At 72.0% G+C, this 14,356-nt stretch carries 11 protein-coding genes; 7 read left to right on the top strand and 4 right to left on the bottom strand.

The features are described from left to right. The first annotated feature begins 7 nt into the window (after positions 1–7). A complete protein-coding gene (locus tag ACR68M_RS33570; protein WP_441247930.1) occupies positions 8–691 on the top strand; it encodes an IMP cyclohydrolase in 684 nt (227 codons plus the stop codon). 23 nt (positions 692–714) lie between these two features. Here the strand turns inward: ACR68M_RS33570 and ACR68M_RS33565 are convergent, their stop codons facing one another. Together ACR68M_RS33565 and ACR68M_RS33560 are read right to left on the bottom strand one after the other, a co-directional pair. After that, on the bottom strand, positions 715–1,158 hold the full coding sequence (locus tag ACR68M_RS33565) for a hypothetical protein (protein WP_441247929.1): 444 nt from the start codon (positions 1,156–1,158) through the stop codon (positions 715–717). Positions 1,159–1,301: 143 nt separating this feature from the next. Continuing rightward, positions 1,302–3,221, bottom strand: a complete 1,920-nt coding sequence (locus ACR68M_RS33560; RefSeq protein ID WP_441247928.1) for a putative Ig domain-containing protein — start codon at positions 3,219–3,221, stop codon at positions 1,302–1,304. A 607-nt stretch (positions 3,222–3,828) separates the two neighbouring features. Between ACR68M_RS33560 and ACR68M_RS33555 the strand changes: the two genes are divergently transcribed. The 4 genes from ACR68M_RS33555 to ACR68M_RS33540 all read left to right on the top strand — a co-directional run bounded on the left by ACR68M_RS33555 (position 3,829) and on the right by ACR68M_RS33540 (position 9,193). Beyond that, positions 3,829–5,901 carry a molybdopterin cofactor-binding domain-containing protein gene (locus tag ACR68M_RS33555; protein ID WP_441247927.1) on the top strand — a complete coding sequence of 691 codons (2,073 nt, stop codon included), beginning with the start codon at positions 3,829–3,831 and terminating at the stop codon, positions 5,899–5,901. Between the two features lie 46 nt (positions 5,902–5,947). Next, positions 5,948–6,406 carry a (2Fe-2S)-binding protein gene (locus ACR68M_RS33550; protein WP_441247926.1) on the top strand — a complete coding sequence of 153 codons (459 nt, stop codon included), beginning with the start codon at positions 5,948–5,950 and terminating at the stop codon, positions 6,404–6,406. 30 nt (positions 6,407–6,436) lie between these two features. Next, positions 6,437–6,991, top strand: coding sequence for an RBBP9/YdeN family alpha/beta hydrolase (locus tag ACR68M_RS33545; RefSeq protein ID WP_441247925.1), 555 nt, complete (start codon positions 6,437–6,439; stop codon positions 6,989–6,991). 303 nt (positions 6,992–7,294) lie between these two features. Continuing rightward, complete coding sequence (locus ACR68M_RS33540; protein WP_441247924.1) at positions 7,295–9,193, top strand: putative Ig domain-containing protein; 1,899 nt, start codon at positions 7,295–7,297, stop codon at positions 9,191–9,193. A gap of 85 nt (positions 9,194–9,278) precedes the next feature. Here ACR68M_RS33540 and ACR68M_RS33535 read toward each other — a convergent pair whose 3' ends face one another. Beyond that, positions 9,279–10,907, bottom strand: a complete 1,629-nt coding sequence (locus ACR68M_RS33535) for an LCP family protein (protein WP_441247923.1) — start codon at positions 10,905–10,907, stop codon at positions 9,279–9,281. Positions 10,908–11,153: 246 nt separating this feature from the next. Between ACR68M_RS33535 and ACR68M_RS33530 the strand changes: the two genes are divergently transcribed. Continuing rightward, entirely contained in the window at positions 11,154–12,827 is a 1,674-nt protein-coding gene (locus ACR68M_RS33530; RefSeq protein ID WP_441247922.1) for a sigma-70 family RNA polymerase sigma factor, read from the top strand. A 29-nt stretch (positions 12,828–12,856) separates the two neighbouring features. Here the strand turns inward: ACR68M_RS33530 and ACR68M_RS33525 are convergent, their stop codons facing one another. Further along, on the bottom strand, positions 12,857–13,120 hold the full coding sequence (locus tag ACR68M_RS33525; RefSeq protein WP_441247921.1) for a dsRBD fold-containing protein: 264 nt from the start codon (positions 13,118–13,120) through the stop codon (positions 12,857–12,859). 216 nt (positions 13,121–13,336) lie between these two features. Here ACR68M_RS33525 and ACR68M_RS33520 point away from each other — a divergent pair, with 216 nt between their 5' ends. Continuing rightward, positions 13,337–14,227: a tyrosinase family protein gene (locus ACR68M_RS33520; RefSeq protein ID WP_441247920.1), complete on the top strand. Its 891-nt coding sequence runs from the start codon at positions 13,337–13,339 to the stop codon at positions 14,225–14,227. The last annotated feature ends 129 nt before the right edge of the window (positions 14,228–14,356 follow it).

Below are 14,356 nucleotides of genomic sequence, written 5' to 3'. Positions count from 1 at the left end.
CCACCCCATGACGGACCTGACCACCCTGCTCTCCCGCAACCCGTACCCCGGGCGCGGCGTGCTCTGCGCCCGTACCCTCGGCGGAGCCGTCCTCGGCGGGTACTTCCTCACCGGCCGCAGCGCCGCCTCCAAGGACCGTGCGCTGCGCCTGGCCGGCGACGAACTGATGGTGGGGCCGGTGGCGCCGACCGAGCACGACCCGCTGCGCCACTACGCCGCCGCACTCGGCACCCCGGACTGGCTGGTGTTCGGCAACGGCGAGCAGGTCTCCGAGGTGACCGCGCGGCTGCTCGCGGGGGCCTCCGCCGCCGACTCGCTGGGCGGCCTGGAGTACGAGCCCGACCCGCCCATCCGCACCTCGCGGATCACGGCGCTGCTCAGCCGGGACGGCAGTGGCACGGCGGTGCTCGGCGCGGCCCGACCGAGCACCGGCACCCGGCTGACGACCAACGTCATGACGCTCGCCCTGCACGGTCTGGAGCCGGGCGAGGCCGTCCTGCTGACCACCTACCGCTCGGACGGGCAGACCGTCGCGGTCGCCCCGCCGTACCAGGAGACCTCCGTCGGCGCCGCCGACGGCGACGAGCTGCTGGAGGAGATCTGGGCCGCCCTCGACCCCACATACCGGGTCGCCGCCGCCGTCCTCGACCCGGTGCTCGGCCCGAGCTCGGCGATCCGCCGCGCGGCCTGACACGCCGCCCGCCAGGCGTGAAGCTACCCCGTGACCCGGACCGTGACGGTGAAGGTCCGCTGGTCGGCGGCGCAGGGCCGGGCCTCGCCGCAGCTCGTCCGCTCGGCGGTCAGCTGGGCCGGGCCGGGCGCGGCGGCCCGGAAGGCGGAACTGACGGTGCCGCAGCCGCCGCCGGGGTGGCAGCCGGGCGAGGGTGAGGTCGAGGGGGCGCCGACCGGCTGGAGCAGCTGGGGGGCGGAGCTGGTGACCCCGGACCAGTAGGTGCTGTGCAGGTCGATCCGGACCACCGTGCCGACGGCGACGTCGACGGTGGTCCGGTCGGCGTGCTCGTCGAGCGTGACCACCGCCGGGGCGGACGTGCCGCCCGAGGCAGTGACGCCCGAGGGCGTGGGCCCCTGGGGTGTGGCGGTCGAGCCGCAGCCGGCCAGGGCCAGCAGGGTGAGGGCCACTGCAGCGGTTCTTCTCATGCTCATGATTGTCTCCGTCTTCTCCCGGCGGATCGCCCGCAACGCGCCCGCGTGGTTGGGACGCAGCAGGGCGCCGTCCGGATCCCCGGACGACGACACCGGGGCGGGCGCTCGGCCCACCCCGGTGCTCAGTGCGTGGATCGTCAGGAGACGGTCACGTCGTCGTAGTAGGTGTAGGTGGCGTCACCCGCGTAGTTGTCGTCCACGTTGGTGAGGGTGAGGGTGTAGTTGTGGCCCGCGACGAGGGTGCCGGTGGCGGTCTTCCAGCCGGCGTTCAGGGTGCAGGTCTTGGCGAGGACGGTCACCGTGGTGCCGGTGGTGTTGTCCTTGAGGGTGGCGGTGGCCCAGTCGTACGTCACGGTGTCGTTGCAGGTGACGTTGTAGCCGAACGAGACCTTGGTGGCGCCGGTGGGGGCGGTGAAGGTCTGGGCGACGGAGGAGCTGGTGGTCGGGTTGGCCGAGCCGACCATCGCGCCGTAGCTGCCGGTGTGGGCGGCGGCCGTGGCGGCGGAGGTCGTGCCGGTGGCCGTCCAGCTGCTCAGGCTGCCGGTCTCGAAGCCGCCGTTGACGACGCCGCCGGTGACGGTCGAGGAGACCGTCCAGCTGAAGGTGGCGCTGCCGGTCGCGTTGGTGGTGTCCTTCGCCGTCACGGTGACCGAGGAGGTGCCGGTGGCGGTCGGGGTGCCGGTGATCAGGCCGCTCGCGGAGATCGACAGACCGGCGGGAAGGCCGGTCGCCGAGTACGTGAGGGTCTGGCCGGAGGCCGAGTCGGAGCCGCTGATCTGCAGGCTCACCGCCGTGTTGACGACGGTGGACTTGGCGCCCGGGTTGGTGACCGTGACGGTGTTCTGGCCGCCGTGGTTGACGATCGGGTGCGAGATGGCACAGGAGTTGGTGTCGTTCGACCAGCTGGCCTGCTCGGCGTAGGTGCCGAAGCTGCCGAAGTTGATGTTGGCCGCGCCGCCGGTGGTGCCGGGCTTCAGCCAGGCGCACTCGTCGGAGTTCTCCTGACCGTTGTAGGAGCTGCCCGAGACGTGGTTGGTCCAGCCGCCCGCCGGGTTCTGGTCGGACATCATCTCGTGCCACTCGTGGCCGAGCGTCATGGTGTAACCGTCGAGGGTGCCGGGCGAGTTGACGAAGCCGACGCCGCAGTTCGCGCCCTGGTCGACGTTGTACGGCTGGTTGCTGAACGCGAGGTCACCGTACGGCGAGGAGGCCGCGCCGCCCGTGAGGGTGGTGTCACCGTTCCAGTCGTGCCACGCGCAGTACCCGGTGGAGGGGTTCTGGTAGTCGTCCGGGTTGGTGCCGTGGGGCGAGAGGATCACGTAGTAGGCGTCGCGGTTGTCGGCGGCCGTCGTGTTGCCGAAGTGGGCGGCCGCGTTGACGGCCTCCACGCCGAGCTGGTGACCCGTGGCGGCGCTGGGGGAGGCGGCCGCGTTGTCGTACCAGACACCGGAGAGCACGCCGCCGGCCTGGTACGGGATGAAGTTGGCGTTCGCGGGGCAGCTGGTCGCGCCGGCTACCACGTTCGGGCCGTCGCACCACTGGGTCAGCTCGGCGGACCACAGCTCGTTGTTGGTGCCGATGCCCTTGAACATCTGCTGCGTGGCGCCCGCGGCGCCCGCCGAGTCGCCCGAGAACTTCGCGTTCCCGTTGGCGTCGGTGGTCTGGGTGCCCCACTGGGTGCCGTAGAACACCAGGTAGACCTTGGAGTGACCGCTCTGGACGCCGATGCCGTCGACGCCGCCGCCGTAGGACAGCGTCTGCTGGCCGGTGGCCGCCGCCGTCGCCTGGTGCGCGATGCGGTCCCGCTTCATGGCCTCGTACTGCTGGATGCCCGGGATCGTGCTGCGGGTGAGCTTCGGGCTGAAGGGGTTGAACTCGTTCGTTATGCCGGAACCGGACAGGGCGGCACCGTGGTGGGCCTGGCCGGAGACCGCCGGGGCGGCGGGCGTCGCGGCCTGCGCCGGACCGACCAGCAGGCCGGCGGCTGCGACCGCGACGGAGACCGCGCCGGTGAGCACGGCTCGCTTCGCGTGGCGGGTGGTGGGGGAACTACCCATGGTGTGGGGGTACCTCTCTCATGCTGACCGCCCGGACGCCGATGGGCGACGGGTGGTCACTTGCGTGGACAGGAGCAGGCGGAGACGTCACCCGGGAATTCAGGAGAATCCGCGGGACGACTCGGCTGAATTCATTTCCGCCCCTTGGCACAAGGGGCGGGCCCGACTGTGGGCGGGCCGGTGATATTGACATCCCGTCATCAGGAGTGGCTGGTCAGCCGCCTGCCGTGCTGAAGCAAAGCAGAAGCGGTGAACAGCGGTCAACGGGTAAGACTCAGGAAATTTTCAGGTAACTCTCTTCACCGCCCGAGCACGCTGGTAAAGAGAAAACCAACACGTCCGGGTATTCACTGAATACGCGGTGAGAACTGTTTCGGGGCCGCTCGGCGGCAATTCCGGGTATTCCGGCGGGCCCTCCGTGCACGGCATGCACATGTTGACCGTGCGAAGGCGCTCTCCCTATGCTCGGTCTCCGCTCTGTCCTGGCCGGGAAGGAACCCCGCTCATCAGTACTTCTGCCTCCCCACGGCCGGTCGGCCGGCGGCGGTTCCTCACCTACCTGGTCGCGGCGCCCACACTCGCCGTCGGCGTCCGGCTCGCCACCGACGTGCCTGCGGCCGAGGCGCTGCCGGGGGTCACCGACATCGTCGACCTCGGCGACGCGCTGATCCTCGCCGGGCTGCCGACCTCGCACCTGCTCGTGCTGGAGGTCACCGAGGCGGGCCGGGTGGTGCTGCAACTGCCCCGGGTGGAGGTCGGCCAGGGGCTCACCACCGCGATGGCGATGATCGTCGCGGACGAGCTGGACTCGCGACTGGAGGACGTCGACGTGCCGCTCTCCCCCGCCCGGCCCGAGCTGCTCTTCAACCAGCTGACCGGCGCCTCGAACTCCGTCCGGTCGCTCTACGACCCCGTCCGGGCCGCCGCCGCGGCGGCCCGCGCCCGGCTGGTGACCGTCGCGGCCCGCCGCTGGGCCCTGCCCGCCGACGGCCTGCGGACGCAGGGCAGCGCCGTCCTGGCACCCGACGGCCGCAGCGCCTCGTACGCCTCGCTCGCCGTCGAGGCCGCCGCCGTGCTGCTCCCCGCCGTCCCCGGCACGCCCAAACTCCCAGCCCAGCAGAGCCTGGTGGGCCGCCCGACGAACCGGATCGACGCCCGCGACATCGTCACCGGCCGGGCCAGGTACGCGGGCGACCTCGACGTGCCGGGCGCGGTGCCGACGGTGGTCTCCCGGCCGCCGACCGTCAACGGCACCGTCCGTGACTACGACGCGACCGCCGCGCTGGCGATGCCCGGCGTGCTCGGTGTCGTCCCGATCCCGACCGGCGTCGCGGTGCTGGCCGAGACCTTCGACCAGGCGATCAAGGCCAAGGCCGCGCTGAAGGTCGACTGGCGCCCGGGGCCGATCGACACGCTCTCCGACGCGGACATCCGCACCAAGCTCCGCAACGCCCAACCGCCCTTCCTCATCCCGCCGTTGCTGACGCTGCACCTGGACGCCGAGTTCGACTTCGCGTTCGTCAGCCACGCGCCGATGGAGGTGCTGACGGCGGTCGCGGACGTCCGGCCCGACCGCGCCGAGCTGTGGTTCGCCGCGCAGTCACCGATCGTCGCGCAGCAGACCATCGCCGCGACGCTGGGGCTGCCGCAGAGCGCCGTGACCGTCCATGTGGTGCGCGGCGGCGGCTCGTTCGGCCGTCGGCTGTTCTTCGACGCCGCCCTGGAGGCGGCCCAGGTCTCGCAGGCTGCCGGGCGGCCGGTCAAGCTGATGTGGACCCGCAACGACGACATCCGGCACGGCCGGATGCGCCCGGCCAGCCACCACCGCATCCGCGCCACCCACCTCCTGGGCCAGGTGCTGACCTACGAGCACCGGGTGTCGACGGTGCAGACCGACTTCCGGCACGGCGTCGGCGAGGCGCTGACCGCCGCCGGGGTGTCGCTGCCGGTCGGCGGCGCGGTCTTCTCGCAGGCCTTCTTCGCCCTCACCCAGAAGCTGCCCTACGACCTCGGGCTGAGCACCCAACTGCTCGCCGAGGTGCCGCTGGAGATGCACACCGGCAGCTGGCGCTCGGTCTACTCCGGGCTGGTCCGGACGGCCGACGAGATCATGGTCGACGAGCTGGCCCGCGCCCTCGGGCAGGACGAGGTCGCCTTCCGCCGGGGCCGCCTGTCGAGCGCCGCCGCGCGGGCCGTGCTCGACCAGGCCGCGCAGTCCGGCCGGTGGGGGCGGCCGATGCCCGCCGGGCAGGCCCAGGGCTTCGCCTTCCACGAAGAGCACCGCTCCAGCGTCGCCTGCCTGGTCGAGATCGACTGCACCGACCGCGCCAACCCGCGCGTCACCAAGGCCGTGGTCGCGGCCGACGTCGGTCTGCCGGTCAACCCCCGTGGCCTGGAGGCGCAGCTGATGGGCGCGGTGATGGACGGCATCTCGGTGACCCTGCAGGCCGGGCTGCACATCGACCACGGCGCCGTCCGCGAGGGCAGCTACGCCGACTTCCGGTACGGCCGCCAACGGCACAGCCCGCCCGCCTTCGAGGTGCACCTGATGCCGCCGACCGGCGACCCGGGCGGCGCCGGCGAGCTCGGCGTCCCCGCGGCGGCCGCCGCCGTGGCCAACGCCTACGCCCGCGCCACGGGCACCTCGCCGCGCAGCTTCCCGATCTCCTTCCAGCCCTGAGATCTCCGCTCCTGACGCTCTTCCAACCCTAGGGACGACCCGGCTCATGCCCAGTTACACCTTCGTGCTCAACGGCCGGTCCGTGCAGGTCGACGCCCCGGTGGACATGCCGCTGCTCTGGGTGCTGCGCGACAAGCTCGGCGTCACCGGCCCCAAGTACGGCTGCGGCGTCGGCGTCTGCCGGGCCTGCACCAGCCACCTCGACGGCGCCGAGATCCAGCCGTGCACCGTGCCCGTCCAGGACTGCGCCGGGCGCAGCGTCACCACCATCGAGGGCCTGGCCGACGGCGAGCAGCTGCACCCCGTCCAACAGGCCTGGCTGGACTGCGACGTGGCGCAGTGCGGCTTCTGCCAGCCGGGCCAGATCATGGCCGCCGTCGCCCTGCTGCGGCGGACCCCGAACCCGACCGATGCGGACATCGACCGGATCGAGAACGTCTGCCGCTGCGGCACGTACTTCCGCATCCGCGAGGCGATCAAGCAGGCGGCGGCCGCAGGGGGCTGAGGTGGGCTGAGGGGCCGGTAAAATCAGCACGTGAAAGAACACCTGACGACAGTGAACCCGAGCATCCTCCTCCTCCCCGGCTACCAGAACTCCGGCCCGGAGCACTGGCAGAGCGCATGGGAGCGGGAGGACGCCACCCTGCTCCGGGTCGAGCAGGCCGACTGGGACAACCCCCGGCTGGACGAGTGGGTCGCCGCCTTGGACGCGGCGGTCGCCGCGCAGCCCGGCCCGGTGGTGCTGGCGGCGCACAGCCTCGGGTGCATCACCGTCGCGCACTGGGCCGCGACGCACGACCGCCCGGTGCTGGGCGCGCTGCTGGTCGCGCCCGCCGACATCGACACCGCCGACGTCGCGGAGTTGAGAAACTTCCGCCCGGTGCCGCTGAGCGCACTGCCCTTCCCGAGCACGGTGGTCGCCAGCAGTGACGACCCGTGGTGCTCCCCGGAGCGCTCCCGGCAGTTCGCTGCCGCCTGGGGCTCACGGTTCGTCGAGATCGGGGCTCACGGGCACATCAACAGTGCTTCCGGCATGGGGAGCTGGCCCGAAGGGCGGGCCCTGCTCGACGAGTTGGCCGAGGTGCGCTGACCGACCGCGCTGCACCAACTGCCGGGCCCGGCGGGTGACCGGGCTCGGTCAAAGCCTGCGTAAAACCCTGTCCGCTCCGTTGACCCTTCTTCGCCACGCCTGCTTTGCTTCAGCGCAGCGAACGGGCGTGGCGACCGCTCTCGACTCTCCTCTCGCCAACTCCTCCGTGTACCACGGCAGTTGATCCCCCATCAGCTCACTGTTCGTAGTACCCGGCGTGCCCGTACGCCCCCTGTCCAGGCGAACGACCACCCGCAGCGGACCAGCATGCGGGTGGTCGGCATGAGAGAGGAACCCTCACCCATGGGTAACCCCCACAGCAGAGGCACGGCTCGGACGGCCCTGGCCGGTCTCGCGTCGCTCGCCCTGGCGACCGGCGCCCTGATCGGTGCCGCCGCTCCCCAGGCGTCGGCCGCGCAGGCGGCGGACCACGCGCCGAGCAGCTCGGTGGCCAACTCGGTGGCCAACCCGTTCAGCCCGGCGTACCAGCACCCGTACCGGCACGGGGTGCTGCCGACCATCGCACAGACCAGCAAGATGAAGGCCTGGGCCGACGCCCAGCCGGCACCGCAGGTCGCGACCGGGCCGGAGACGCTCTCGTACGGCGGCGGGATCGACGGCATCGGTGTGCAGAGCGGGCACTCGAAGGTCTACCTGGTCTTCTACGGCAGCCAGTGGGGCACCCAGACGACCGACGCCAACGGGAACGCGAAGTTCTCGAACGACTCGGCGGGTGGCGCGGGCGCCGCGCAGCAGATGTTCAAGGGCATCGGCACCGGCAACGAGCTGTGGTCGGCCGACCTGACCCAGTGGTGCGACGGGCCGAACGTGGCGACGGGCGCGACGAGCTGCCCCTCGAACGCCAGCTTCATCCCGTACCAGGCCGGCGGTGTGCTCTCCGGCGTCTGGTACGACAACGCGGCCGCCTCCCCGCAGACCGCGAGCGGCCACCAGCTGGGCGTGGAGGCCGTCAACGCGGCCGCCCACTTCGGCAACACCACGGCCGCCGCCAACCGCGACGCCTACTACGTGATCCTCTCGCCGCACGGCACCAACCCGGACAGCTACCAGAACCAGTACTGCGCCTGGCACGACTACAACGGCGACACCACGCTGACCGGTGGCGCGGTGAACTCGCCCTACGGTGACATCGCGTTCAGCAACCAGCCGTACAACATGGACTCGGGCGCAGGCTGCGGCGTCGGCTTCGTCAACTCCCCTGGTACGCTCGACGGTTGGACGATGACGCTCGGCCACGAGTGGCACGAGATGATGTCCGACCAGAACCCGGCCGGTGGCTGGACGAACAACACCGGCAGCTCGTACAACGGTCAGGAGAACTCCGACGAGTGCGCCTGGCTCAACCCGGGCACCTCGGGCGGCGCGGCCAACATCACCTTCGGCAGCTTCGGCACCTACGCCGAGCAGGCCAGCTGGTCGAACGACACCAACTCCTGCGCCATCTCGCACCCGATCGTCGGCGGCCAGCAGGGCAACACCGTGACGGTGAACAACCCCGGCAGCCAGAGCACGATCGTCAACACGGCGGTGAGCCTGCAGATCAGCGGCTCCGACTCGGCCTCCGGCCAGACCCTCACCTACTCGGCCACCGGCCTCCCCGCCGGTCTGTCGATCTCCGCGAGCGGCCTGATCACCGGCACCCCGACCGCCACCGGCACCTCCTCGGTCACCGTGACGGCCAAGGACACCACCAACGCGACCGGCAGCGCCACCTTCAGCTGGACGGTCAGCACCTCCGGCGGTGGCGGCGGCGTCGTCAACGGCGGCTTCGAGACCGGCAGCCTGAGCAGCTGGACGGCCACCGGCACGGCGAGCGCGAGCACCGCCGCCAAGCACACCGGCAGCTACGGCGCGATGGTCGGCTCGGCCAACCCGAGCGCCACCTCCTCCATCGCCCAGACCTTCACCGCCCCCACCGGCGCCACCAAGGTCTCCTTCGGCTACAACGTCACCTGCAACGACACCGTGACGTACGACTGGGCCACCGCCACCCTCAAGGACAACACCACCGGCACCACGGTGACCGTCCTCGCCAAGACCTGCACCCTGAACGCCGGCTGGAAGACCGCCACCGGCACCCTCGTCGCGGGCCACAACTACACCCTCACCCTCACCAGCAAGGACGACAACTACCCGGGTGACCCGACCTACACCTACTACGACGACGTGACCGTCTCCTGACGATCCACCACCGTCGCTGACCGCGAAGGCCGTCCCTCTCCGGAGGGGCGGCCTTCGCCGTCGGCATCTGCACCGGGGTACCGCGCTACGGCTTGAGCACCCCGCCCGTGCTCGTCTCGATGCACTTGCTGTCGTCGCCCGTGTGCACGGCGACATTGGTCGGGACGGCGGTGGGCACGGACGCGGGTGCGGGCACGGCCGGGGAGCCGGTGGTGGCGGGGTGGAAGTCGGCGCCGAGCGTGACGACCAGCGCGCGGCCTGAGCCGGCGGCGGCGGCCGTGACGGCCGAGTCGGGCAGGCCGAGAGCCCTGGCGACGGCCTCGGCGGCGCTCTTCCGGTCCGCCTGCCCGTACTTCACCGTGCTGACGGCGACGTTCGTGGGGGCACCGCTGCCCGGCGAGGCCAGGTACTTGAGACCCTGGAGCGTCTCGGCCGTGGTGGTGGCGAGCTTCGGCTGCTTCGTGCCGTTGAGCACCGTCACGACGACCGAGGCCGGATCGACGGCCGGTGCCGGTGGAGTGGCCGGAGCCGCCGGGACGGCCGGTGCCGGTGGGGTGGCGGGCGCAGTAGGAGCGGGCGTGCCCTGGTCCGCGCCGCCGGTGAGCGACTTGTCCGCGAGGATCAGCGCGAACAGGTCGTCGGCGCCGGGCTGGACGAAGCGGTCCTTGGACTGGAGCTCCTTGGTCGGCTCGTCCTGGGTGTATTCGGTCGGCGGCTGGACGAAGGCGATCTCGGCCGGCTTGATGTTCTTCAGCTCGGTGGCCAGACCGACCAGGCCGGTGGTACCGGAGATCGGGTCGTCGACCGTGATCGACTTGGTGGCGGCCTCGATCACCGGGAACGCCTTGGTGGGGTCGAGGAGGGTGCCCTGGGCGGTCAGCTTCCGCACCAGCGCCGACAGGAAGGCCCGCTGCATCGAGAACCGGCCCACCGCGCTGCCGTCCTGGACGGCGTGTCGGGTGCGGACGAACGCCAGGCCCTCCTCACCGTTGAGGGTGTGCGGCCCGGCGGGCAGGTCGAGGTGGGAGTCCTTGTCCTTGACGGCCGTGCAGAGGTTCACGGGCACGCCGCCGACCGCGTCCGTCAGGTCCTTCACCCCCTGGAAGTTGACGACCGCGAAGTGGTCGATCCGCAGCTTGGTGACGGCCTGCACGGTGTCCTGGACGCACCCCGGGCCGCCGCGTCCCATCGCCTCGTTGAGCGGCCGGTGGCTCCTGGCCTGGTACACCTTCCCCGTCACCGGGTCCTTGCACTGCGGCAGGTCGATCAGGGTGTCCCTGGGCAGGTCGAGGGCCACGGCGGTGTGCCGGTCCGGGTAGACGTGGAGCACGATGTTGACGTCGTTGTTGCCCTCCCCGACGTTGTCCCGGTCGCCGTACCCGCCGTCCAGGCCCTTCCTGCTGTCGGTGCCGATGATCAGGATGTTCATCGCGACCCGGCCCGAGGCGTCGGCCCCGCCCGCAGGCGGCGGGGCGTTGCCCGCGCCGAGCGGGGCGTGCTTGATGTTCGAATCCAGGTGCCTGATGTAGAGATAGGCGCCGGAGCACCCCGCCAGCACCACGAGCCCGGTGGTCAGCGCGACGGGCCGGGCCCAGCGCCGGACGCCGGTCCGTCTCCGCCGACGTCGGCCGCTCGCCTTCGCGGCCTGCCGGACGGCGGCGCGGCCGGCGCCACGTCCTTGATCCACGAAGTCGTCGACCGGATCGCCTGTCACTGTCATACCTTTCAGGACGCACCGGAGAGCCCAATGGGTGGCACGACAGCGAAAGCGTGACGTCGATCACAGCACGGCCGCTGTGACCACCCCCGGCCGCACCACCCCCGGCCCGCTCGGCTACGCTCCCCCGGCCGATCGCTTCCGCCGGAAACTCTCCGACGGATTTCTGTTATCCGCCGCCGACCGCCGGATCTCCCATCAGGACAGGGCAGACGGGCAGGCCGACGGAGAAGGTGGACCACGATGGACAGGGACTGCGGCGCAGCAGTGGTGGCACGGGCGCAGACCGGCGACCAGCACGCAACGAACGAGCTGATCAGGGGCCATCTCCCATTGGTCTACAACATCGTCGGCCGGGCCCTCTCGGGGCACCCGGACACCGACGACGTGGTGCAGGAGACCATGCTCCGCGCGGTGCACAGCCTGCCCTCGCTGCGTGACCCGGCCAGCTTCCGGTCCTGGCTGGTGGCGATAGCGATGAACCAGATCCGGCAGCGCCACCAGGCGCAGCAGCTCCGGTACGACCAGGGCGGCCCGCTCCACGAGGGCACCGAGGCGGCCGACCCGGGCGCGGACTTCGTCGGTCTGACGATCATCCGGCTCGGTCTGGCCGGGCAGCGCCGGGAGGTCGCGGAGGCGACGCGCTGGCTGGACGAGGACGACCGCGAGCTGCTCTCGCTCTGGTGGCTGGAGGCGGCGGGCGAACTGGGCCGGGCCGAGCTGGCCGCCGCGATGGAGCTCTCGCCGCAGCACGCGGCGGTGCGGGTGCAGCGGATGAAGACCCAGCTGGAGACCGCCCGGGTGGTGGTGCGGGCGCTCGCCACCACGCCGCTCTGCCCGCAGCTGGACGAGCTGACGGCGGCCTGGGACGGGCAGCCGAGCGCGCTCTGGCGCAAGCGGCTCGCCCGGCACGCCCGCGACTGTGCGCACTGCTCGCGGCACTGGAACGGCCTGGTCCCCGCCGAGGGCCTGCTCGCCGGGCTGGCACTGCTGCCGCTGCCCAGGACCTACTCGGGCCTGCCTGCCATGCATCACACCGCTGCCGAGCAGGCCGCACCCGGCCCGGCCTCCGGCTCCGGCTCCGGCTCCGCGCCGGGCTCTGTTCAGGGCTCAGCCCAGGGCTCTCAGGGCTCTGCGCAGGCCGTCGCGCGGCACCGGGCCGGGAACGGCGGGCACCGGCGGCGGGTCAAGCCTGCCCGGCGGCGGGTCGTGGGGGCGGCGGTCGGCGCGGCCGTGCTGTCCCTGGCGGCGGGCGGCCTGGTGATGGCCGAGCAGGAGACGCCCGGCCCGTCGGCCGTCCGCGCCGACACGGCGGCGGTGCCGCCGCCGGTCGCGGTCGTGGCGGTCTCCAGTGCGCCTGCCGCTCCCGTGAGCGCACCGAGCACGCCGGCCGGATCGGTGTCCCCCTCGCCGTCCGCCTCCCTCTCCGCCTCGCCGTCACCGTCGCCGAAGGTCACGCCCTCGGCGAGCCCCAGCCGGAGTCCGCGCCCCACCGTCAGCTCGGCCGCGCCACGGCCGGCGACCGCTGCCGCGACGGGCGAGGTGCAGCAGGTGATCGATCTGGTCAACACCGAGCGGTCCAAGGCCGGTTGCGCCCCGGTGAAGTCCAACGCCCTCCTCCAGAAGGCGGCACAGGGGCACTCCGACGACATGGCGGCCCGCAACTTCTTCGACCACACCAACCCGGACGGTCAGGGCCCGCAGGCCCGGATCGACGCGACCGGCTACCGCTGGAGCACCTGGGGCGAGAACATCGCGCAGGGCCAGGGCGACCCGGCCGCCGTGATGGACAGCTGGATGAACAGCTCCGGCCACCGGGCCAACATCCTCAACTGCGCGTTCACCGAGCTCGGTGTCGGCATCCACCACGGCTCGGGCGGCCCGTGGTGGACGCAGGACTTCGGCGCCCCGAGCTGACGGCCGACCGGCCCGCCGTGGAGCTCTGGTCAGAAGATCAGATAGGCGGGCCGGTGCCCCTCGTCCGCGAGCTCGCCGTCGGCCTGCGCCCGCAGCCTGGCCGAGAGGTCGTCGAGGGCCCGGGAGGCAGCCATCTCCTCACCGATCCGGGCCAACGGCCGGTCCGCCACGCTGCGCACCGACTCACCGTGCCCGGCCAGGCCGGGCGCCCGCGCGCCGGCCAGGCGGGCGTCGCACGAGGTGTGCACGCCGTCCTCCTCGAAGGTCAGCTGCACGTCCCACTGGTTCTGCATCACGCACCTCCAGGTGCCCGGATCCCGCTCCCACCAGCGTGCTCCCGGCCGGGCCGGGCGGCAAGGGCGGCCGGTGCCGCCGGCCGGTCGTTCAAACTGTTGATCTGATGGGGTGAAAGCACGACCGGCTCGCGCGTCCGAGCGTCTCAGCGCCGCCACTCCGAGTGACCGTGGCAGGTACCGACCACACTGCCGCACAGCCCCGGAGGCCCACCCGTGCCAGCCAACGACCAGACCACTGCCGCGTTCCCCGTCGGCGGGAGATTCCCCGACCGCACCGAGCTGCTGCGCCTCCAGGACAGCTGGGGCGTGTCCCCGCTGCTCGACCCGGAGGTGGTGGCCGTCCGCTTCGACCGGCACATCGCCGCCCTGCCGCCCCGGCCCGCCGGGGCCGACCCGGGCCTGGTGCCGGTCGGGGCCGCCCGGGAGTTCGTCGTCCAGCTCGCGGCCAGCCTCGCCCGCGTCCGCGCCGACCATCGCACCCTCGACTCTGCGGCCAAGGACCGCTTCAACGAGGCCCTCCAGGCGGCACACGCGAGCGGCGCGTACGGGAAGCTGGCCGCAGCCCACGCCGACATGAGCCACCGGATGCACTCGATGAGCGGCCCGATCGGCGCCCAGCGCTTCCTGCCCTGGCATCGGCGCTACCTGCTGGAGCTGGAGAACCTGCTGCGGGCCGGCACCCCCACCCTGACGGTGCCCTACTGGGACTACGCCAACGACCACGCCCGGCCCGACTGGGTCTGGCAGCCGCCGCAGGTCGTCCGCGACACCCCCGGTGCGAATGGCGGCTCGCTGCCGGACCAGTCCGTCATCGACGGCCTGCTGGCCCGCTCCCGCTACACCCCCTTCACCAGCCACCTGGAGACGGACGCCCACAACCAGGTGCACAACTGGTGCAACGGCACGATCAGCGACATCATGGCCTCGCCGCACGACCCGATCTTCTGGCTGCTGCACGCCAACGTCGACCGCATCTGGGACCGTTGGCAGCTCAACCACTCCGGCCACCCCAGCCTGACCGGCAAGGACGCCACCCTCGACCCGTGGACCAGCACCGCGACGGACGAGCGCAGCATCACCACGCTCGGCTACTCCTACGCCTGATTTGCCGTCACAGCCGCGCCACCACAGGACTATTGACCTGGACAGTGCACGAGTGAATACTCGTGCCTGCCTCATTCATTTCAGCTGGTATCAGGCGGAGTGCAGGGCTGTACGGCGGCGGAGCCCGTG

It is taken from the genome of Kitasatospora sp. McL0602, from assembly GCF_052076145.1.
In the GTDB taxonomy this organism is placed as follows: Bacteria; Actinomycetota; Actinomycetes; order Streptomycetales; family Streptomycetaceae; genus Kitasatospora.
Note: the sequence above shows the minus strand (reverse complement) of the source record. Positions and strands in the feature narration are given on the sequence as shown.

Coding starts and splice junctions, on each gene's coding strand:
- ACR68M_RS33570 (WP_441247930.1), top strand. CDS start 8: ATGACGGACCTGACCACCCTGCTCTCCCGCAACCCGTACCCCGGGCGC.
- ACR68M_RS33525 (WP_441247921.1), bottom strand. CDS start 13,120: ATGCAGAACCAGTGGGACGTGCAGCTGACCTTCGAGGAGGACGGCGTG.
- ACR68M_RS33565 (WP_441247929.1), bottom strand. CDS start 1,158: ATGAGAAGAACCGCTGCAGTGGCCCTCACCCTGCTGGCCCTGGCCGGC.
- ACR68M_RS33540 (WP_441247924.1), top strand. CDS start 7,295: ATGGGTAACCCCCACAGCAGAGGCACGGCTCGGACGGCCCTGGCCGGT.
- ACR68M_RS33560 (WP_441247928.1), bottom strand. CDS start 3,221: ATGGGTAGTTCCCCCACCACCCGCCACGCGAAGCGAGCCGTGCTCACC.
- ACR68M_RS33550 (WP_441247926.1), top strand. CDS start 5,948: ATGCCCAGTTACACCTTCGTGCTCAACGGCCGGTCCGTGCAGGTCGAC.
- ACR68M_RS33530 (WP_441247922.1), top strand. CDS start 11,154: ATGGACAGGGACTGCGGCGCAGCAGTGGTGGCACGGGCGCAGACCGGC.